16 protein-coding genes, 3 pseudogenes and 1 riboswitch are annotated in these 20,762 nt (G+C 63.0%); of the genes and pseudogenes, 4 read left to right on the plus strand and 15 right to left on the minus strand.

The window, feature by feature from the left end; translation table 11 throughout:
- Nucleotides 1-11: 11 nt before the first annotated feature.
- The 3 genes and pseudogenes from E3T29_RS19320 to E3T29_RS19330 all read left to right on the plus strand — a co-directional run.
- Nucleotides 12-1,613, plus strand: a complete 1,602-nt coding sequence (locus tag E3T29_RS19320; protein ID WP_134347090.1) for a GMC family oxidoreductase — start codon at nucleotides 12-14, stop codon at nucleotides 1,611-1,613.
- A 312-nt stretch (nucleotides 1,614-1,925) separates the two neighbouring features.
- Nucleotides 1,926-2,675 carry an SDR family NAD(P)-dependent oxidoreductase gene (locus E3T29_RS19325; RefSeq protein WP_134347091.1) on the plus strand — a complete coding sequence of 250 codons (750 nt, stop codon included), beginning with the start codon at nucleotides 1,926-1,928 and terminating at the stop codon, nucleotides 2,673-2,675.
- 103 nt (nucleotides 2,676-2,778) lie between these two features.
- Nucleotides 2,779-2,865, plus strand: a pseudogene (locus E3T29_RS19330) (transposase); the annotation flags it as partial.
- A 249-nt stretch (nucleotides 2,866-3,114) separates the two neighbouring features.
- On the opposite strand, the gene E3T29_RS19335 reads toward E3T29_RS19330, so the two are convergent.
- From E3T29_RS19335 to E3T29_RS19350, 4 genes are all read right to left on the minus strand, one after another.
- The gene (locus tag E3T29_RS19335; protein ID WP_134347092.1) at nucleotides 3,115-4,002 is read right to left on the minus strand and encodes an MBL fold metallo-hydrolase; all 888 of its coding nucleotides are present in this window, start codon (nucleotides 4,000-4,002) and stop codon (nucleotides 3,115-3,117) included.
- A 552-nt stretch (nucleotides 4,003-4,554) separates the two neighbouring features.
- Nucleotides 4,555-6,291: an iron ABC transporter permease gene (locus E3T29_RS19340; RefSeq protein WP_104088410.1), complete on the minus strand. Its 1,737-nt coding sequence runs from the start codon at nucleotides 6,289-6,291 to the stop codon at nucleotides 4,555-4,557.
- A gap of 1 nt (nucleotide 6,292) precedes the next feature.
- Nucleotides 6,293-7,306 (minus strand): ABC transporter ATP-binding protein, encoded by a 1,014-nt coding sequence (locus E3T29_RS19345; RefSeq protein ID WP_134347093.1) that lies wholly within the window; start codon nucleotides 7,304-7,306, stop codon nucleotides 6,293-6,295.
- A 92-nt stretch (nucleotides 7,307-7,398) separates the two neighbouring features.
- A complete protein-coding gene (locus E3T29_RS19350; protein ID WP_134347094.1) occupies nucleotides 7,399-8,466 on the minus strand; it encodes an extracellular solute-binding protein in 1,068 nt (355 codons plus the stop codon).
- Between the two features lie 622 nt (nucleotides 8,467-9,088).
- Between E3T29_RS19350 and E3T29_RS19355 the strand changes: the two genes are divergently transcribed.
- Nucleotides 9,089-10,060, plus strand: coding sequence for a bile acid:sodium symporter family protein (locus tag E3T29_RS19355; RefSeq protein ID WP_134347095.1), 972 nt, complete (start codon nucleotides 9,089-9,091; stop codon nucleotides 10,058-10,060).
- A gap of 554 nt (nucleotides 10,061-10,614) precedes the next feature.
- Here the strand turns inward: E3T29_RS19355 and E3T29_RS19360 are convergent.
- From E3T29_RS19360 to E3T29_RS19410, 11 genes and pseudogenes are all read right to left on the minus strand, one after another.
- Nucleotides 10,615-11,379: a 3-oxoacyl-ACP reductase gene (locus E3T29_RS19360; protein ID WP_104088416.1), complete on the minus strand. Its 765-nt coding sequence runs from the start codon at nucleotides 11,377-11,379 to the stop codon at nucleotides 10,615-10,617.
- 56 nt (nucleotides 11,380-11,435) lie between these two features.
- Nucleotides 11,436-11,536: riboswitch (TPP riboswitch) on the minus strand.
- A 61-nt stretch (nucleotides 11,537-11,597) separates the two neighbouring features.
- Nucleotides 11,598-12,263: an SDR family NAD(P)-dependent oxidoreductase gene (locus E3T29_RS19365; RefSeq protein ID WP_134347096.1), complete on the minus strand. Its 666-nt coding sequence runs from the start codon at nucleotides 12,261-12,263 to the stop codon at nucleotides 11,598-11,600.
- A gap of 85 nt (nucleotides 12,264-12,348) precedes the next feature.
- Nucleotides 12,349-12,636: pseudogene (locus tag E3T29_RS19370) on the minus strand (NAD-binding protein); the annotation flags it as partial.
- Nucleotides 12,630-12,698: pseudogene (locus E3T29_RS20810) on the minus strand (hypothetical protein); the annotation flags it as partial. The pseudogenes E3T29_RS19370 and E3T29_RS20810, both read right to left, overlap by 7 nt.
- 398 nt (nucleotides 12,699-13,096) lie before the next feature.
- Nucleotides 13,097-13,597: a hypothetical protein gene (locus E3T29_RS19380; RefSeq protein WP_134347097.1), complete on the minus strand. Its 501-nt coding sequence runs from the start codon at nucleotides 13,595-13,597 to the stop codon at nucleotides 13,097-13,099.
- 94 nt (nucleotides 13,598-13,691) lie between these two features.
- Nucleotides 13,692-14,261, minus strand: coding sequence for an RNA polymerase sigma factor (locus E3T29_RS19385; RefSeq protein WP_134347098.1), 570 nt, complete (start codon nucleotides 14,259-14,261; stop codon nucleotides 13,692-13,694).
- A 361-nt stretch (nucleotides 14,262-14,622) separates the two neighbouring features.
- On the minus strand, nucleotides 14,623-15,735 hold the full coding sequence (locus tag E3T29_RS19390; RefSeq protein WP_134347099.1) for a lipocalin-like domain-containing protein: 1,113 nt from the start codon (nucleotides 15,733-15,735) through the stop codon (nucleotides 14,623-14,625).
- Nucleotides 15,736-15,879: 144 nt separating this feature from the next.
- A complete protein-coding gene (locus E3T29_RS19395; protein ID WP_134347100.1) occupies nucleotides 15,880-17,169 on the minus strand; it encodes a hypothetical protein in 1,290 nt (429 codons plus the stop codon).
- A gap of 307 nt (nucleotides 17,170-17,476) precedes the next feature.
- The gene (gene der / locus E3T29_RS19400; RefSeq protein WP_092339537.1) at nucleotides 17,477-18,988 is read right to left on the minus strand and encodes a ribosome biogenesis GTPase Der; all 1,512 of its coding nucleotides are present in this window, start codon (nucleotides 18,986-18,988) and stop codon (nucleotides 17,477-17,479) included.
- Complete coding sequence (gene cmk / locus E3T29_RS19405; RefSeq protein ID WP_134347101.1) at nucleotides 18,981-19,673, minus strand: (d)CMP kinase; 693 nt, start codon at nucleotides 19,671-19,673, stop codon at nucleotides 18,981-18,983. Before cmk ends, der begins: the two co-directional genes overlap by 8 nt.
- Nucleotides 19,674-19,678: 5 nt before the next feature.
- Complete coding sequence (locus E3T29_RS19410) at nucleotides 19,679-20,761, minus strand: prephenate dehydrogenase (protein ID WP_134347102.1); 1,083 nt, start codon at nucleotides 20,759-20,761, stop codon at nucleotides 19,679-19,681.
- Nucleotide 20,762: the final 1 nt, after the last annotated feature.

Raw genomic sequence — 20,762 nt, forward strand, 5'->3', positions numbered from 1 at the left:
GGAAGTTCAGCATGATTTTTGACTACATTATTGTCGGTGCCGGAGCGGCGGGATGTGTCCTGGCCAATCGGTTGAGTGAGGACCCCGCAAATCAAGTTTTGCTGCTTGAGGCCGGAGGCTCCGATCGTAGTCCGGTGATTCTCGTACCGAAGGGGTTCTATTTCACGATGACGGACCCGAAGTACACGAAGAAGTTCGCCACCGAACCGTTTGGAACCGGTTCCGTAGAACAGTGGTCCCGCGGTCGTATGATCGGCGGTTCCACCGGGGTGAACGGCATGGTCTGGAATCGCGGCTGGAAACCCGATTACGACTCGATCGAAGCGGCGGGAAATCCTGGTTGGGGATGGGACACCTTTGTGGGTGCCTACAAGAGCATTGAAGACCACGCACTTGGCGCGTCGAATACTCGAGGCGTCGGCGGTCCCGTTGGGATTTCCGTGGCTTCGCCGCCCGAGGAAGTCAGTGAGGCCTTCATGGACGCCGCAGGGAAGCTCGGTATGAACCGGGAAGACGACCTGAACGGGAGCGACAATGAGCGCGTCGGATACGTATCGTCGAACATCGCGAACGGCTTGCGTGTCAGCGCTGCGGAAGCCTATCTGCATCCGGTTCGGCAGCGCCCCAACTTGACGGTGCTAAGCCATTCGGAGGTTGGATATGTCCTCTTCGATGGGAAGCGTGCCACCGGCGTGCGCGTTGAGCGCAAGGGCGTGACGGTCGACTACTCCGCCCGTAAAGAAGTGCTCCTGGCCGGCGGTTCGCTCGACACTCCGCTTCTCCTCGAACGCTCCGGCATCGGAGATTTAGATCAGCTACGTTCCGCCGGGGTGAAAGTAGTCGTGGACAGCCCCAACGTCGGAGAACGGTTGCACGAGCATCACGGCACCAGCTTTCAATTCTCGATGCAGGGCGCCGACGGGTACAACAAGCAGCTCTCCAACGTCTCCCGGCAGATGCTCACCGGCACGAAGTATCTGATGCAACGTGACGGCGTCATGTCGTTCGGTGGTTACAACGTGCTGATGTACTACAAGTCGGATCCGAAATCCGAGCGGCCGGATACGCAGGGATTTTTCACACCCATCTCCACGGCGGCGGCATCGTTAACGTCGGGCAAAGTGAAGGTCGACAAGAACCCGGGAATGATGTTCCTGACGTATCCGCTGCGCCCGACGAGTACCGGATCCATCCACATCACCGGCAACTTGCCGTCGAACAAGCCGACGGTTACCGCGAATTTCCTCGAAACCGAGCACGACCGCCGCCTGGTCGTTCTCGGGGCAAGAAAGGGACGCGAAATCATGGCCCAGAGTCCGATCAGTCGACTGGTGCGCGAGGAGACCCTCCCTGGCACCGGCTACACCACGGATGAGCAGATACTCGAAAACGCGCTCAACCGCGGCGGAACCGGGTACCACACCCTGGGCACGTGCGCCATGGGACCCAATGACGACGACGTTGTCGACGCACGGCTTCGTGTTCGCGGGGTGGAGGGACTGCGAGTCGTTGACGCGTCCGTCTTCCCACACATGCCATCGGGGAACAACAATGCCCCGACTCAGGCTCTCGCCTGGCACGCGGCACAGCTCATCCTCGAAGACAACTCGTGAGCAACTCCCCGAGACGCTTCACCACACCGTGGTAACGGCCTAGTTCGATCAGGTTTTGCGGGTGACCCCGGCAGGTCTGCGGCTACCGGCTCACAGTCGTGTCGGCCAGTTATTGGAGACCCTCTCCGGTAACTGGCCGACTGTGCTACTAAGGGTCTTGCATGGCGGGCCCGTGTCAACGGCGCTGGTTTTCAGGCGCCGGCGATGCCGCTCTGTAGCGGCTCAGTGGCCGTGCGCCTCGGAGCCCTCGGTGAGCTGGCACGAGTAGGGAGGCGAGTGCATAGCTCAGACAAGCAACAAGGAGACACCACGATGACTGATTTTCAGGGAAAAGTGGCACTCGTCACGGGCGGCGGTTCCGGCATCGGGGCGGCCATCTCACGAAAGCTGGCCGCGGCAGGCGCATCGGTCGTGGTCAGTGACCTCAGGCTCGACGCCGCGCTGAAGGTAGCCGAAGACATCACGGCCGCCGGGCACTCCGCCGCAGCAGTCGAGCAGAACACGACCGTTCCGGCGCAAGCGGATGCTGCCGTACAGCTCGCGATCGACACCTACGGCGCACTTCACCTCGCGGTGAACAACGCGGGAATCGCCCCGGCCCCGGCCCCCGTCGGCGAACTCGACCTTTCCGATTGGGACAAGGTCATCAACGTCAATCTGAACGGCGTCCTCTACAGCCTTCGCTACGAAATCCCCGCCATCGAGAAATCGGGCGGTGGCTCCATCGTGAACGTGTCGTCCGTCCTCGGCACCAACGGTGAACTCAACGCCTCATCGTACGTCGCAGCAAAACATGCCGTAGTCGGACTGACGAAGGCGGCCGCCCTCGAGTACGCGACCAAGGGCATCCGCATCAACGCCGTTGGCCCCGGTTATATCGACACTCCACTGCTCAGCACCCTGCCCAAAGAAACGTACGACGGGCTGGTTGGCCTGCACCCAATCGGCCGACTGGGAACGGCGGATGAGGTCGCAGACCTGGTCATATTCCTGCTGTCAGAAAACGCTAGCTTCATCACCGGCAGCTACCATCTCGTCGATGGCGGGTACTCGGCGCGCTGACCACGCGGCCCCACCAGTGGGCGGGACGCGCCAACGCACGGTTGCGTCCCCTGAGTGGTGTAATTTCCGGGGTTTAATTCGTTGGATTATCAACGTAGTGCACTCATTGAAATTGCGCGGCCTGGACGGTGTTAAGCTCGTCATCTCCGACGCCCACAGCGGCCTAAAGAAGGCCATCAGCACCGTATTTGGGGTGCCTGTACTGAGTGGCCCAGGTGCGCACATTTCGAACAGACCTCGTCAGCGGTTTGCACTCAACATCGGCCCACTCATGACCTGACCCGCAACGGTCTCAAACGCCACGATTAAGAATCTACGGATACCTTAATAGAGAAAGTATCGGCGAAAATTGTAACCCGCGTAATTCCTTCACAATCCTGAGCGGACGTTTTCGTTTCATTATTGCGCAGACCCAAGCCGCGCCCGCAACGCGTCGGGGTCAGAATGGCCAGAGCCTTCGGATTCTGGCGCGCAGTTTCTGTCGTGCCATTTCAGATTTGCACGGCCCGTTAAAGATCGCGAAGTCGTCGAAGCGATGCGCGCCGGGACGGGTGGCCACCGTGCGGGTGGCAGTGACCACCGCTCGTAGCTGGTCGACGGTCATCGGGAGCGGCGCTTCGTGGGGATGGTAGGCGACGGTGCGTGCATAGTCGCGGCCCCGGCGGTTCGACATTTCGATGTGGGCTCCCATGACTCGACTCACTGGGTGGCGCTTTGAGAAGGCAAGGAGCCGGTCGACGCTGTCCTGGAATGCGGCGATGTCGTGCACGTAGAGCCGGCCGGGGTAGACCGTGTCACCCGTGAAGAGGAGCTCGGTGGTGGGGTCCCAGATCGCGATCGACGAGGCTTCGTGACCGGGGATGGCAAGGACCGCCAGCTGCCTCTCGCCGAGTTCGAAATGCACCTCCCCAGCGGGCCAGCCGACGAGCCCGAAGAACTCGGCGACGTCGCTCGGCGCGTGCCCAACTAGGACGGTACGTGGTCGATCTGCGAACTGCCCATCGGCGGCGATGTGGTCGCCATGGGAGTGACTGTGTGCAACCACTAGTTCGTAGTCATCGTGTGGATGCTGGGCAAGCCATTCATTGCACAGCCGGTCGACCAGCTCTCGGAGGGGGAACGACGCAGGGTCGGACGTCGCTCCTGTGTCGAGCAGTAGCGCGCGGGCCTCGCCGAACATCAGATAGAGGAAGGGGGCTTCGTAGTTGATGGCCAGGCTCTGCCTGAGGACGATGGTGTTCGCGTCAATCCAGTGGGTCTGGATGAGCGGGTCCGTGGAGCGCCGGAACGGCGGCGCCCCGTGGTTCCACCTGACGTCGAGATCCATCGGATTCGCTGGCACGGGTCAGAATGGCTGGTCTGTTGCGCACGATAGCTCCTGCGGCAGCCGCGACAGCAACGTGATCAGCTCATGTGTGACATCGAAAGGGTAAGCAATGCCGACCAGCGGATCGAAAACCCGTTGTAGATCCGGACCCAAACCGCATCGACGTCCGCTCGGGCCACGCGGTGTGTACATAGCCATGACAGGATCCGAATCTCGTCTGTGCCCACGTAAACGCCAAACCATACGCTTCGAAGGAGGAAGAACAGCGCCGGCGCAATGTACAACCAGGTGTCGAGCAATACCAAGGTACCGCACCCGCGCACGGTGAGTATTCCGACCACCCATCCACCCCAGGGAACACACGCGACCGCCCGGGCTACGGATCCGGACCCTTCGATCCGACTCCACCGGCGCCGACTAAAGCAGCGCGCTGGGAGTGTCGTGCGAACGATCGTTACCGAACATCACACGCTACAGACCTTGGCGTCGGACGAATTCACAAGCCACCTCGGCCGCACAACTTGAAATGTGCCGAGGTATCGGTTGGAGGAATCAGTTGCGGCTTGCGCGGCGGCGGGCGCGTCGCGTCGCGGCTCCGCTGCGCCCGTAGACGAGGTACATCGCCAGGCCCATGATGATCATCAGGAGCACGGTGTACACGAAAGTGATCGACATCGAATCCAGGTTGTTTTCGCCCTCGGTGCTGGCCTTGATGGCGATTCCCAATGGTTGGTATAGCGGGTGGTATAAGAACACGGCGGCATCGTAGTCGTCGAGCAGGCTGTTGAAGTTGAGCGCCGTGATCGCGGCTGCGGTCGGGATTACGAGGGGAAAGAGTACCTTGCGCAGGGTGAACATTGATCCCGCTCCGAGAATGCGCGCGGCGTCTTCCAGCGACTCTGGCACCGACGCGAATGCCGCTTTCAGCAGCCGTAGGGTGAAGGGGATCTTCACAATGATGTAGGCCAGCAAGAGGAGGCTGGTGGTGCCGGTGAGTACCTGGCCGCCGACGAGCGCTTGGGGCCGGTCAAACGTCATGACCAGCGCGAGCGCGATCAGGATCGTGGGCAAGATCCACGGGATATGGAGGAGGTATTCGAGCAACCCGGTGACTGGGTTGCGATATTTCTGTAGCACCCTTGCGACGAACAACATGCCCAGTACCACGATCGCCGAAGCCAGTGCGCTGTAGACGACGCTCACTATGAATGGGCGCAGTACCGACGGGGTGCCGAAAACGGTTGCGTAATTGTCGAAGGTCAATGCATCCCAGGTGATCATCCCGCGCAGGATGGCGGTCGAGTCGAGAAATGAGAACAGCACGATGAGCAGTACCGGCGTCGCGTAGACCACGAACAAGGCATAGGCAAGCACGTGCACGACGCCGTTGGTGACCCGATTGGGAATCTTCTGCTTTTGGAGCGGCGTGGCCACCTTGGCGACAGAAAAATACACCCCGGACTTCTCGGCCCGGTTCATCATGGCCAGCAGCACGATCGTGGCCAGGCCCAGGATGATGGCGAGCAGTGCGGCCAGATCCTGTGAGCTGCTGCTCTTCGAGAACGTCAGAATCATCGGGGCAACCGTCTGAAAGTCGGTACCGCCCAGCACGATCGGAGCGGTCAGCGCACCAAGTCCAGTGAGGAACGTGAGCACCGTCACGGCGAAGATCATCGGGCGCAGGGCCGGCAGCACGATCCGCCACAGAATGCGCAGGGTTCCCGCCCCCATATTCCGGGCCGCCTCGATCGTCTGGTAATCGATCTTGGCGAGTGACGAACCAAGAAAAAGCATGTGGTTGGTGGTCGTGGCGAGAGTCATCACGACCACGACGGCGAAATATCCGGAAAACCAGTCACGGTCGATGTCGGGAAACCAGTTGCCCACCGCGTTCGTGACGAAGCCGTAACGACCGTAGATGAAGTTGTACCCGGCGGCGAGCACGATGCCGCCGTAAATGAGGGTTGTCGCGTAGCCGAGCCACAGTATCCGGGCACCCCGAATGGCGAAATAATCGGTGACGAGCACGATGAAAATACCCACCACGTTCACCGTCACGGCGAGCGTGCCGGCCAGCAGAAAGCTGTGCCACAGGCTGTTCATGGCCCGCTCTGAGCTGACCAGTTTCTCGAACGCGCGAAAGCTGAGCTGGCCGTCGGGGAAGAACGTGCCGATCAGGAGGGTGGCGTTGGGAAAGATCAGGAACGTGGCGATGAACCACACCGTCACCAGGGCCACGATCAGCACGAGGGGCGACCGCAGCATGGAACGCCAAGAGGAGGTGCGCATGCTAATACTGCAGGATCGACGCGGGGTCAATGTGTAGCTCGGCTCGCGAACCGGGCGCAAGCGGCGCCGCGCCGCCCTCGGGTACGAGCGCGCGAATCATGCTGCCGGAACAGTCGATCGTGTAGGTGCTGTGCGCGCCGTGGTATGCGCGTTCAGCGACGATTCCCTCAAGACGGATGCTGCCGGCCACGTTTGCAGGAGGCTGCAGCGACACCTTCTCGAGCCTCAGGTATGACGCCTTGTTTGGGTGCAGAGCGGTACCGCCACCACGCTGCAGCCGCTGCACCAACTCGCCCGACAACTTATTCATGGCACCCACGAACGTGCACACAAACTCTGTGCTCGAGCGGTTGTAGATCTCCTCCGGAGTTCCCACCTGTTCCACCACGCCATGATTGAACACGGCGATGCGATCGCTCATCGTCAGGGCTTCCTCCTGGTCGTGGGTCACGTAGACCGTCGTGATGCCGAGCTCGCGCTGCAGGTTTTTGAGCTGTTCGCGCAGCTGCACCCGCAACTTGGCATCGAGGTTGGAGAGGGGTTCGTCGAGCAGCAGGATGCGCGGCTTGAGCACGAGCGCGCGCGCGATGGCCACGCGCTGCTGCTGGCCGCCGGAGAGTTCGGAGACGTTCTTGCTGAGCTGCTCCGATGTGAGCTCCACCTGCCCGGCTATTTCCGCGACGAGGGCACCCGTCTGCATCTTCTTTGTCTTGCGCACCTTCAGGCCGAAGGCGATGTTTTCCCACACGCTCATACTCGGGAACAGGGCGTAGTTCTGAAACACCATTCCCACGCTGCGCTTCTCGCTCGGAAGCTTCGTCGCGGCCTGGCCATCGATATAGATCTCGCCTTTCGTCGGTTCGATGAAGCCGGCGAGTGTGCGTAGCGCGGTGGTTTTCCCGCATCCGGACGGCCCGAGCAGGGTGAAGAACTCACCCTGCTTCACCTCCAAATTGAGATCGGGAATGGCGGTGTGTTCGCCGAAACGCACTTCGATGTGGTCAAATCTAATCATATGAACTCCCACCGGGTGCGGCTGTTGACGAAGCCGCACCCGGCGACTTGTGGCGGGTGATGGAGGTCGGCGCTCGTCGGCGCGGATGACCGTTAGGGAAGGTACTCGAGCTCGGTCTTCTCGACCCACTCGCCGATGTGCTCCCGGGTCAGTGCCCAGTCAATGTCTTGCTTGGGCAGTGATTCGATCAGCTCGACGACCGCGGGGAGCGCCTGAGCGCGGGCCTCGGTGTTCACGGGGTAAGCGGCGAATTTGGCCGCAAACTGGCCCTGCACGTCGGAGCTACCGAACCAGTCAATGAACTCTTCGGCCTGCTCCTGGCGCGGAGTGCCGTTAATTACGGCGATCTGCTCTGTGACGTACGGAACACCGTCTTCGGGGCTGATGACTCCGGTGACCGTGCCGTACTCGGTATCACGACTCGTGATACCGCTGCTCGGAATCACGCCGAAATCGACCTCACCGCGGATCAACCGGGCATACAGGTCGGTGCCCTCGACGGCAGGGGAACCGTGCCCGAAGTATGCCTGCACCTGGTCCCAGCCATCGTCGGATATACCCAGGTCGCCGTCCTCGTCCGCGTAGGGAGCGAGAAGGCCCGCGAGCACCAGCTGTGGTGTCGCCTGGCCGAGGGCAGTGTTCACTTCGTAGTTACCGGTGTACTGGTCGCCGTCCCAGAGGTCGGCGATCTCGGTGGGCGCATCGGCTGCGCTGACCGTGTTGGTGTCGTAGGCCATAACGATGGCCTGTTCAACCAACGGCCAGAATACGCCGTCCTCCGCGTCGCCGGCGGTGCTGTCGACTTCGCCGGACCAGGCCGGTGTGTACGCGGAGACAGCCTCCTCGGCCTTGAGCGTTTCGAAGAACATGTTGTTCAACCCGAAGACCACGTCACCCACGGGATTATTCTTCTCGGCCACGATCCGGTTGGCGAGGTCGGCGCCGCCGAGGCCTACGATCTCGATGTCCAGGCCGGCAGCGGCGGCCTGCTCCGTGATCCATTCGCCACGCCCATCAGAGTTGGAGTTCGTGTACACGATGAGCGTTCCAGTGGCGTCGCCGGAAGCGGCAGTATCGGTCGCGGCACTGCACGAGGTCAATACCACGATGCTCAACAGGGCGAGCGTGAAGGAGCTCGCGGTGATGGTGCGCTTATTCAATTGGTTGTCCTTTTCTGAGCCCGGTACAACCAAAAAAGTCGCCCCCGAGCCAAACCTGTGATTTCGACATTGACATCACCACGCTACGGCGGGGACTTACTCGACCCTATCGTTATGACACAAATTTGGCCTATTGTTCACTCGATGTGCACACACCGCAGCACGGTATGCAGCTATCGCCGTGCACCGCGCCGCAAGGCGGGCTGAACGCGCCGCCCAAGCAGCCCTGAATGGCTTTCCCGCTCGCGATGACTCCCGGCACCGTCCCTACGTGAGTGCCACGACCGACGACGTCTGGATCAACCTCGACCCGGTCGTCTCGATCGAGGAAACGCCTTCGCTGACGCTGTGCGAGAGGGAATCGCGCCGGGAGAGAACTATCCCTGTGTGGAGCTCACCACCTCGAACGGGAGCACACACCTAATCTCGCTCGGCGTGTACCCGAACCAGGCCGGCGGCTCTGCAAGGGGTTCAGATGCCAGCTTTGAGAAGTGAGGTTGCGCAGGCGGCATGTTTGTCGTGTTGAAACCGGTCAGAATCGTGGGCAAACTGTTCGCGCTTCCTGTTCACCATCGCACCTGCCGGCCATGAGGTTTCTGCCCATTGTGGGTATGGTTTCATCATGGACCGCATCAGAACTGTCAGCGCATTCGTCGGGCGTTGGTTCGCCGTTATTGTTTTGGCTGCGGGAGCGTTGGCGCTTGCTGTCCCCGACGCATTTTCCGGCCTGACCGTGGCGATCCCATGGCTACTTGCCGTGATCATGCTGGGAATGGGTATGACGCTGCGCCCGGTTGACTTCGCGATTATTGCCAGGCGGCCGTGGGCGCTTCTGCTGGGCGTTGCGGCCCAGTTCTTCGTGATGCCGTTGCTCGGCTTCGGGATTGCCGTCGCGCTGGGGCTTTCGCCCATGCTGACGGCCGGCATGATTTTGGTCGGTTCTGTGCCCGGAGGTACAGCGTCCAACGTGATGGTCTACCTCTCTAAGGGCGATACCGCGTTGTCTGTGGCGATGACGTCCGTTTCGACTTTGCTGGCCCCCGTGCTGACGCCGCTGCTCGTGCTGGTGCTCGTGGGAGAGTCCCTGCCCGTCAATGCTGGCGCTTTGTTCGTGTCGATTGTGCAGATCGTGCTGGTTCCGGTAGTGCTCGGGCTCGTGCTGCGCATGATCGTGCCGCGCCTGGTGGACCGTTTTCTCGATGTTTTGCCGCTGCTGTCGGTAGCCGGCATCACCGTCGTGGTTGCGGCCGTCATCGCCGCCAGTGCCTCCACGCTGTTGTCGATTGGCGTGCTCGTGGTCGTCGCCGTGATCCTGCACAACTCCCTCGGACTGACGCTTGGGTACTACATTGGGCGTCTGTTCGGGCTTCCGGTCGCCAGTCGCCGAGCTCTCAGCTTCGAGGTGGGCATGCAGAACTCCGGCCTGGCTGCCGCCCTAGCCGTGGCGCATTTCAACCCGGTAGCCGCGCTGCCAGCGGCAATTTTCTCGGTCTGGCATAACGTATCGGGTTCGGTGCTCGCCAGCTACTGGGCGCGCAAGGATCTACCGTCCGATGAGATTTCCGAATCCTTGCCGGTTACCGCCCGCGCCTAACCGGGGTCTGGCCAGTAATGGAACGGTGGTCGCAGCTTCACGCATTTGGCCAGATGTAAACCGAATCTACCGATAGGTACACAAGCTGGCGACGACGACAGCAATTGCGGTCGCAATGGCCGTTATCCAGGTCGGCACAAGATCATAAGGAACGCTGTCTCAGCGGAGATCCACGTGCTCACACGATAACCGGAGCGCACCGTGCTGGTGCGCCATCGATATTCAATTCCATGTGTCGAGGAGTGTATCCTGGCCCGCCGGGAGGCTGCTCGTCGCCACGTCACCCGCCCACCCGCCCGCCCGCGCGTCAGGATCCACGGTCAACCTCGCAGACTTCCGGCCGTCGCCGCCCCGGTCTCAGCATTAGCAAGTCGGTCACTCCCCCGGGGCTTTAGTACCTGCCGGACGAGGACCTACGCCGCGAACGGGGCCGGGCAGCTCCCAATTGCTCGATGGGCGACTGCGGCCGCCGCCAGGCGGCGCCGTGGTGGCCGCAACCCATAAGGAACGCATTGAAGTGGAGCTGGTGTGGGGCTGACCTGGCCGGCGCTGCCCTAGTTCATTACCAGGCCGCCGTCGACGACCAGGTTCTGCCCGGTGACCGACCGCGCCCAGGGGGAGGCAAAAAAGAGTACCGCATCCGCAAATTCGGCCGGGGTTGTCACTCTGCGTAGCGGGGTGGAGGCGGCGATGAAGTCGAACACGTCCTCGGGGGTAGCCGCGCTGGCATCCGTGGTGCGCAGCAGCCCGCCGGAGACCATGTTTACGGCGATGTTGTGCGGGCCGAGGTCTGAGGCGAGGGTGCGGGTTAGGGAGAGCAGGGCGGCCTTGGCGGCCGTGTAGTCGTGGTAGGGCACCACCGGGTTCTGAAACAGGTTGGTACCGATGTTGATGATGCGGCCAAACCCGACCTCGCGCATGCCTGCCAGCGCCTGCTGGGTTGTGTTCAGGGCACCGCGGACGCTGCCCGAGAATTGCGCCTGGAATTCGTCCCAGCTGATGTCGGCAGCGCCGGAGCGGGCGTCGCCGTTGAAGCTGAAATCGACCAACGCGTTATTGACCACCGTTGTCACGCTGGAGCCGAAATGTGCCTGCGCCTGCGTGAGCATTGCCGCGACCTGGGCCGGGTCGGTGACGTCGGCCTGTACGGCAAGAGCGTGTTCAGGCCCATAGCCGGAAGCCAAGGTTTCCGCCGCTGCGGCGCTGTTGCGATAGTTGATGACCACCCGGGCGCCCAGAGCCGCGAAAGCGTGCACGATGCTTTTACCCAGGCCGCGTGCGCCGCCAGTGACCAGGACAATCTGTTCTGCTATTTGCATGATTTTCTTCACCTTGGGTAAGGCGAAAGGACGAGATCCGGCACCAAAGCAGTGCACGTAATTCTCCGTGACATCCCTTCGCTAGTTCGAACTAGATCAGGTTCAACGGGTGTCATCTCAGCCGACCGTCATGCAGTCGGCACCCCGTGTCGCTGAAAACGAGTATACGCAACCGCCTGGTACCGGAAAATTCGCGTCCTGACAGTGAACGACGCTTTCTAGTCAGCGCTGATCTGGTGGCGGAAGCGATCGCGACGGCTGTGAAGGTTCCAGAGGTGCTCAGCGAGCACTGACGGGTCCTTCTCGGGATCGCCGGCGATGATGCGGCCGCCGATGATGAGCTGGGAGACCTGGATTCCTTCTTCTCCGAGGGCCTCGTTGAGCAGCTGTGCGTAGGCGGCCTGTCCAGCGAATGCGATTGATGTGCCGGTGACATTGCGGCCCGGGGTCACGGCGGATCCGCCGTTGACGAAGAGGATGGTGCCTCGGTTAGCGCCGAGGAAACGCATGCCGGGGAGGACCTGATGCACGGCGGTGACGGGTCCGTAGATGGAGAACTCGATTGGGCCAACGAGGTCGGCGGGAGTGGTCTCCAGAACCGGGCGCATGAAGTCCTTCTGCGGCAACGGGCTGTATTGCAGTACCTCGATCGGGCCGAGAGTTTCTGCGACCTGTTCGAGAGTGCGGGTGATGGAGGTCGGATCGCGCACGTCGGCGACGAAGCCGTGTGCTGAGATGCCCTCGGCCAGCAGTTCGGCGGCGAGGGCATCTACGCGTCCCTGGTGGCGGGCGATGAGCGCGACGGTGAAGCCTTCGGCCCCGAATCGCCGCGCGACGGCGGCCCCGAGTCCTGAGCCAGCTCCGATGATTGCGATAGTAGTCATAGCTGGTACAAGGGCCATGCTGTCCGAGAAATTCCGATACCCGCGCTGTGAGCTCCCGTGAGTGACGAGCCGTGGATTGGTAAGTCGCTCCGCTGCGTCCGGGCTTGGCCTGGCTGGTGGATACCGGGCCGGGAACGGGGCAGTTGGTGGTCAGCACCCAGCATTGACCGGATGCCGTGGACGCGACATCGAAGAGCGCCTGGTGGGTGAGGCCCAGTTTTTCACCGAGCACGAATGCTTCGCTGACGGCGATCATTGAGATGCCGAGGATCATGTTGTTGCAGATCTTTGCGGCTTGTCCGGCGCTCGGGTCGCCGCAGTGCACGATGCGCGCCCCCATCGTGGCAAGAATTGGTTCGGCGATCGCGAAGTCCGCCGCCGACGCCAGGCCGCGCGTCGAAGCAGTCCTCTCGCCGCTTGCAGCTCGGTCTCCATGTCGGCGAGGGTGAACAGTAGGGACTGTTGTTCGACGAGGAGCTAACCTTCATCGGGCACATAGAGACAGGATCGACAATCAGGTCCATGTAGTGCCAGAACTCGCGATGGTCGGCGTAAAACGATGTCGGGTGGGTAGACCGCGCTTACTGGTGCAGAGGAAGCCTTAACCCGAAAAATTATGTACTAGGTGATTCTCGCTGTGGCGGCCGACGCTCGCGACAACAAGTTATGGCCATCGTTGCGGTTCAGGATCAAGCAAACGCCCATCATGTACCCACCTGAATCGACCCGGAGCGATTTCTCGTTCAACCGGATGCTGTGTGAGCCTCTCCCCACCGTCTGACGCCGATGGGACGATACCACGCAGCGTTCCCGACCGCTCTCGCGAGCCCGGATCAGCCCGGGAACGCTGCGTCGTAGACCGCGCGAAGCTCGGCACTGTCAGCCCCGGTCACGCCGCATCCCGTGATCGTTCCATCGATTGCGCCGACGAGGTAGCTCTGGCCGACCTCGAAGGGCACGCCTGAGAAGTCGGAGGTCATCGTGTCGACCTGCGCCACCTCCACGCGGTCGGCGACGTCGCCGACAAAGCGCTCCGTGACCTCCAGCACAACGGTGTTGCCCTGGATCTGCAGCACCGTCGCGGCGAACGCCTGCTCCTGCGCCGCGACGGTCGCAGGCTCAAGCGGGAGGCAGCTGCCACTCGCCAGGCCTCCGCCCATGGGAGGCTGCAGCGACTCGACGGTGGGTTCCGGGCCACCGAGAACGAGAGGCGCGACGATTGCAGCGGCGATGGCGAGGCCGGCGGCGACGCCGACCACCGGCATCCACCGCCGGAACGCGCGTCGTGGCGTCTCGGGCGTGGCGGTCGTGGTGGGTGAGGATTGGTCGGTCATGATCTGCTCCATTCTGTGGTCGAGCCACGTCGGCGAGGCAGGGGGCAGCGCGCGGGCCGGATCGGCGGCGCGCAGCTGATCGCGCAGCGCACGGTCATCGTCGTGCATCTTCGCTCCCTTCGTCGTAAGTTATATGTCCGGTCGAGTGGCCGGATTTCAGTAGCTCCTGCTTGAGGCGCGCCTTCGCGCGGTGCAGCCGGATCGCCGCTGCGTTCGCGCTGATGCCGAGCACAACGGCAATCTGCGGGCTCGTCAACTCGTCCCACGCCCACAGCCGCAGGATCTCGGCATCGTTTCGACGCAAGCCGGCGAGGGCTGCGGTCACGCGGGCCGCCACGGCGGTGCCTTCATCGACGGTGGATGCTGCGGGGTTCTCGTCCGTAACGGCCGGCGGAGGGTCGATGGCGATGATGCGGCCGATGAGACGCGTGCGGCGACGCTCGGCGCGTTGGGCGTTGCTGAGGCACTGTCGAGCGACGACGATCGCCCAGGGGAGGGCATCGTCGGGAACCTCGTCGAGGCGGCGCCAGCACACGAGCAGGGTGTCGCCGATCACGTCGTCGGCCGTTGCGGCGTCGGTGCGGCGGTGCAGGTAGTGGCGCACAGGGTCGCCGACCAGCACGACCAGGTTGCGCATCCGCTTTTCGCGCTCGGTGTCGGTCACAACTCTCATACTGAGGCATGTCCGGCACGGGCGCGAGGATTTCATGCGAGGACGGACGTGGTCGACTCGCTGGATGGCAGTTTGGTCGCAGCGAACCTCATCTATTTCCGCAGGTGTGTAGTTCGAAAGTGATGCGAATCACTTTCGAACTACAGGTCTCGATTCGCATGAAATCGACCTTGTCCTTCGCTCAGCAAATCCGACCGGCTGCGGGAGGCACAATTCTTTAAGGCGTCACAAGTCGTCTGGGATGCAGACTCCGTCGTAGAGTTTCGCGGGAGTTGCGCCGCTGCGCGCCAGGCGGAACTCGCGCGCACTGGCCCAGATCCTGCGGGGCGCGCTGCGGCCATGCGAACAACCCTCAGGTCACCGGAAGGCGGGTCTTGCCCAGGTACATGAGCTCCCAGAGCGCCTTGGTCTCGGTGTATTCCTCGACCAGAACATCGTCGAGGTACCGGCGCAGAGCCAGGGTTCCGGTAAAACGCAGGTAGGCTGCGTCGAACCGCATCACGCGCGCGAGCAGCTTCGCGGCCGGCGGCACGACGTCGATGAATCGTGTGCGCAGCAGCGTCTCCTCCCGTTCGAAGGTGATGGTGAAGCGGTCGGGGCCGGCGCGGTAGTCGTAGGTGAGGATATCCGCTACCGGCTTACCAGTGGGAGCGTCGATGCCGATACGGTCGGTCGTGACCGCCACTTTGGTGCCGTCGTCGGCCACGACAACACCATCGCGGGCGAGATGCAGGGTGGTGAGCGGCTCGTAGCCGTAGGCCTTTTCGGCAGTGATGTGCGCGGCGATCAGGCTGTACGGCCCCACCTGCGCGCGTCCCCAATACCAGTTGTGCATGAGTTCACGCAGAGGCGCATCGCCCCAGTTGTGATCGTGGTAGCCAACCCCTGTGGTTTTGACGACCTGCCCGTCGACCGAGTACTCGGCGTCGACGCGCCCGTTCGGCACCGCCACAAACCAGGCGAACGTCTTCTCCACGCCGTTGCGCGCGAACATCTCGTAGCCGGTCGCCGGCCGCCAGGCCGGCACCGTGCCGCTGAGCGTCACGTTCACCGTGATGTTCTCGACGGATGCGCTCACCCGGTAGGTCTGTAGATCACCGCTGAAACGATTGTCGCCGATGCGCACATCGCAGCCGTCGGTGGAGGCACTGAACTGCTCGGGATCGGCCGCGAAAGTCCTCTCGAACGACCGTCCATCGGGCAGGTCGAGGTTTATGTTCACGAACGGAGCCAGGCGGGTGCCCGGCGTCGCGGGGTTCTTCGTATAGAAGCCCACGACGAGCTTGGCGCCATCGTCGAGACTCGCGTCGAAATACCACCACTCGTACGACCCACGGCGGTTCGGGTCGGTGCGCAGACCGTCTTCGAATTGCGCCGTGCTGAGCGGGTTGAGGCCGAGCCGAGCGAAATCAGCCGGGTCGGCGGCCAGGCGCACACGCTTCTGGCCAGCACTCGTAGTGGTCATGGCGCTCCTTCTATCGATGACCTAGGTATACATCAGACTCAATATGCGCATGCTGCCGAGCATGCACCAAGGACGGGCCTCACGCTGTGTGCGTGGGGCCCGCCTGGTCCCGTGAGGGAATTCGAGTGGGTTTACCGGTGCTTGTTAGCCTTTTTTGATGACGACGGTGGTGTTGTCGGTGTAGTAGTTGCGTTGGAAGTCGATCTTGGTGGTGGTTTTGGCGATCACGGCGCAGTTGGCGACCTTGGTGTCTTTGCCGAAGGTGTTGTCCTTGATGATGGTGCCTTGGAGGGGGCCATAGGCTTTTTCGGCAATGTTCACGGTGCAGGCCCCGCCATTGGCGAAGTTGTCGGCGAAGGTGAAGTTGGATACCGTTCCGCGGTCCTGAGTGATTTGTACGGCGGCGCTGTGCGAGTCGGTCAGGCGGTTGCCGGCGACCGTGATGTTATTGCCAGACTGAACCTGGATGGAGTCGTCGTGACTGGGCGAACCGCCCTGATTCGGGTCATTGCGGTAATGCATGTGGTCGTGGATCCAGGAGTCCTGCAGGCTCACATTGCTTCCCGTGATGTGAATGCCATCGATGACGTTATTGATGTTCACGCGCGTTGCCGTGAAGTTATAGCCGTAGATTCCGTTGGCATCGGGCGAAGCGGTGCTCGGGGACAGCTCGGTGTCGGTCACGACGAGGTTTCTGAAGCCGCCGAGGTTGTTGATGAGGGCGCCCGGGCCGTTCATGGTGCGACCACGAATGATGGAATTTTTGATGGTGACGTTGGCCGCGCTGATCTTGACCAGACCACGAATGTCGAGGCCGTCGAGAACTGTGCCGGCCGTCGTGACATTGATGTCGCCATGGTGCACGGTCAGTGTGGTTCCGGACGGAACACCCGTGTTGGAGGCACCAGGTATGCCACCCGGTGTCGGAGTCGGCTCGGGTGACGGTGTGGGAGCCGGAGTCGGCTCGGTTGACGGTGTGGGAGCCGGAGTCGGCGCGGGCTCCGGAGTCGGTGCGGGCGTGGGCTCCGTTGCGCCGCGTTCAAAACCGGCCAGTTCGAGGTTCAACCTGACGTCGGCGACGCTACTGGACAGGGTTACGGCGCCGTTTGTCTGCGTCGTCACGGGAACCGTGACCGTCTTGGTTGCACTGGTACCCACGGGTGCCGTGAACGAATACGTTTGCGTGTCCTCTGCGCCGACAGCAATTTTCACCTGACTTCTGGCCGTGACCTCGGACGTGAAGAACTTCACATCGACGGATTTCACGCCGGAGGGCACTGTGCCCAGCTGAGCGGTGATGCTCCGGCCAGCCGGGATATCGATCGAGGTGCTTGTCGAGTCGGCGCTTCCGCTTCCGTTCCCGGCAAAGGCCGGAACAGCGGTGAGGCCGGAAAGGGCGAACGCCGACACCGCGACGGCGGCCAGAATGACCAATCGTGGTTCCCGGCGTGGGCGGACGTCGGTGACAGGCCGAGTGGTTGTGCTTGAGTTGTGTTTAAGGATGGACGTGCGGATATTTCTCAATGTCATTAGTTGGTTACGTATATTCTTTGTCGCGCACAAGTCCGGGAACGTGCGGGTGATCAGCCGTAGAGGGCCACAATGTACTCAATGAGCTTTGCCCACTTAGGGTTCGCATGCAAATCGAGTGACCTCATCTTCGCTGGCGCGACGGGCATTCGGCGCCCAAAAAAGCGGCCGGACCTGCGCTAACAGGACCGGCCGCTTGGATTCCGCGAATTTAGCGTTTACGCTTCTCGCGCACCCGCATGCTGAGGTTGATCGGGCTTCCCTCGAAGCCGTAGATCTCGCGCAGGCGACGCTGGATGTAGCGACGGTAGCCCGGGTCGAGGAACCCAGTGGTGAACACCACGAATGTCGGCGGGCGGCTCGAAGCCTGGGTGCCGAATAGGATGCGCGGCTGTTTGCCACTGCGCACGGGGTGCGGGTGGGCTGCGGCGAGCTCGGCCAGGAAGGCGTTGAACTTGCCGGTGGCGATGCGGGTGTCCCACGACTCGAGCGCGAGCTCGAGGGCCGGAACCAGCTTCTCCATGTGGCGACCGGTCTTGGCCGAGATGTTCACGCGCGGGGCCCAGGCCACGTGGGCCAGGTCCTGCTCGATCTCACGCTCGAGGTAGCGGCGACGGTCGTCGTCGATCTGGTCCCACTTGTTGAACGCGAGCACGAGTGCGCGGCCCGACTCGATCACGAGGTCGATGACGCGAATGTCCTGCTCGCTGATGACCTCGGTCACGTCGAGCAGCACAACGGCGACCTCGGCCTTTTCAAGGGCAGCGCTGGTGCGCAGCGAGGCGTAGAAGTCAGCACCCTGCGAGAGGTGCACACGACGGCGGATGCCGGCGGTATCGACGAAACGCCAGACCTTGCCGCCGAGTTCGACCTGCTCGTCGACCGGGTCGCGGGTCGTGCCGGCGAGTTCGTTGACAACAACGCGCTCCTCGCCCACGACCTTGTTGAGCAGGCTGGACTTGCCGACGTTCGGGCGGCCGAGAATGGCGACGCGGCGCGGGCCGCCGACCTCTTGCTTGGCGACGTTGGAGATTTCGGGCAGCACGAGCAGAATCGCGTCGAGCAGGTCGGCTACACCACGACCGTGCAGGGCGGAGACCGGCCATGGCTGGCCGAGGCCGAGCGACCACAGGCTGGCCGCTTCGGGCTCCTGGCGCACGTCGTCGACCTTGTTGGCGATCAGGAAGACCGGCTTGCCGGACTTCCGCAGCATGCGCACGACGGCCTCGTCGGTCGAGGTTGGGCCCACGTTGGAGTCGACGACGAACATGACCAGGTCGGAGAGGTCGATGGCGATCTCGGCCTGGGCTGCGACGGAGGCGTCGATTCCCTTGGCGTCGGGCTCCCACCCGCCGGTGTCGACGAGGCTGAACTTGCGCTCGTGCCATTCGCCCTTGTAGGCCACGCGGTCCCGCGTGACGCCGGGGGTGTCCTCGACGACGGCCTCACGGCGGCCGAGGATGCGGTTGACCAGCGCCGACTTGCCCACGTTCGGGCGGCCGACGATGGCGATCACCGGCACGGCCGGCAGGTACTGGATCGCGTCGGGGTCGTCGGTGACGGCCTGCAGTACGTCGAGGTCTTCCTCGTCGAGGTCGTAGTTGTCGAGGTCCGTGCGCAGCGCGGCGGAACGCCGCGTGGCGAGTTCCTCATCGAGGTTGGCGAGTCGTTCGGCCAGCTCGGTGTCGAGCGCAGTGCTCGTGTCGTCGTATTCGTTACTCATTCAAAGCCCGCTTCGTGCGTGTGTGGTAGACGTCGATGACCGCGTCAATGGTCTGCTCGAAGTCGAGATGGGTGGAGTCGACGGTTATCACACCGTCTGCAGCGCTCATGAAATCGACAACCTGTGAGTCAGCGCGATCACGTGATCGCAGCTGTTCTGCCACGGTTTGGGCCGATTGGGTCGTTATTTCCGCAGAGCGTCTAGCCATTCTAGCCTCCTCGGATGCCGTGAGTAGAATGCGTACCTCGGCCTTGGGGGCGACGATGGTCGTGATGTCGCGCCCTTCGACCACCACGCCGGGCCGATCGACGTTCGCGGCGAGGCTCCGAAACAGTTCGGTGAGGGCCTCACGCACCGCGGGAACCCGGGCTACAGCGCTGACGGCGGCGCTGACTTCGGGCGAGCGGATGGCGTCGGTCACGTCGGTCTGCCCTACCGTGACGAAGTATTCGTCCGGGTCGGTACCGATCGAATAGTCGAAGTCTTTGAGCAGCGCGGTGACGGCATCCGCTTGGGTCTGATCGGTCTTGCGGTCGAGCGCCAGCCAGGCCAGCGCGCGGTAGGCGGCGCCGGTGTCGAGGTAGGCGAAACCGAGGCGACGTGCGACCGCTCGGCTCACGCTCGACTTGCCGCTTCCGGCCGGCCCATCGATGGCGACGAGGGTGGGGAGGGTGTGACGGGCCATGAAAGTCAACCAGCAATCCGCCAGCCGCGGGCGGCCAGCTCTTCGGTGAGGCAAATGACGGCCTCGGGCAGGACGGAGATTTCGGCGAGACCGATCTGGGCGCCCGGCGAGTGTTCCAAGCGTAAGTCTTCAAGGTTGACGCCGAGCTCACCGATGTCGTTGAGCAGCCGGGCAATCTGGCCGGGCCGGTCGTTGACCATGACGACCATCGATGAGAACCGGCGGTCCTGGCCGTGTTTACCGGGCAGGCGGGCCACCCCGGCATTGCCGCCGGCGAGTTCCTCGGCGACCTTGCGCTGCGAACCTGGTGCGGCAGGGTCTTCGAGGGCATCGATGAACCGGTCGAGGTCGTCGCGGTAAGCCAGCAAGACGTCCCGCACCGGGCCGGCGTTGGCTCCGAGGATCTGTACCCACAGGTCGGGGTCGCTCGCCGCGACGCGGGTCACGTCGCGCAGGCCCTGGCCGGCCAGGTTGAGCGAGGAGTGTGCGGCCCCGGTGAGGCGGCGGGCCATCAGGGTGGAGATGACCTGCGGTACGTGCGAGACCAGGGCGACGCCGAGGTCGTGTTCCTCGGGCGTCATTTCGACCAGGATAGCGCCGAGGTCGAGGATGAGGTCGTCGATCGCGCCGGCCTGCTGGTAGCTGATCGCGTCGTGCGCGGCGACCACCCAGGGTCGGCCGATGAACAGGTCGGCGCGGCCGGACAGCGGGCCGCCCTTCTCCCGACCGGCGAGCGGATGCGACCCGATGTACCGGCTGATGTCCGCGCCGCGCTCGCGCAGCTCGGCGAGAGGGGCCAGCTTGACGCTCGCGACATCCGTCACGATCGCTCCCGGGTACGCCTCGAGTTCGCGGGCGACGATCTCGGCGGTCACGTCGGGCGGCACGCAGACCACGATCAGCTGCGGCAGGTCGCCGTCCTTCGCGGCGCGGCCGGCACCGTAGTCGATCGCGATGGCGAGGTTCGTCGGTGACGCGTCGGCGAGGATCGTCTCGATCTTGCGGCCCCGCAGTCCGAGGCCGATGCTGGTTCCGAGCAGACCGACGCCGACGATGCGCACCGGGCCGACGAGGCGGCTTTCCCCCATA

The sequence above is a fragment of the Cryobacterium sp. TMT1-66-1 genome (assembly GCF_004403435.1).
GTDB lineage: Bacteria > Actinomycetota > Actinomycetes > Actinomycetales > Microbacteriaceae > Cryobacterium > Cryobacterium flavum.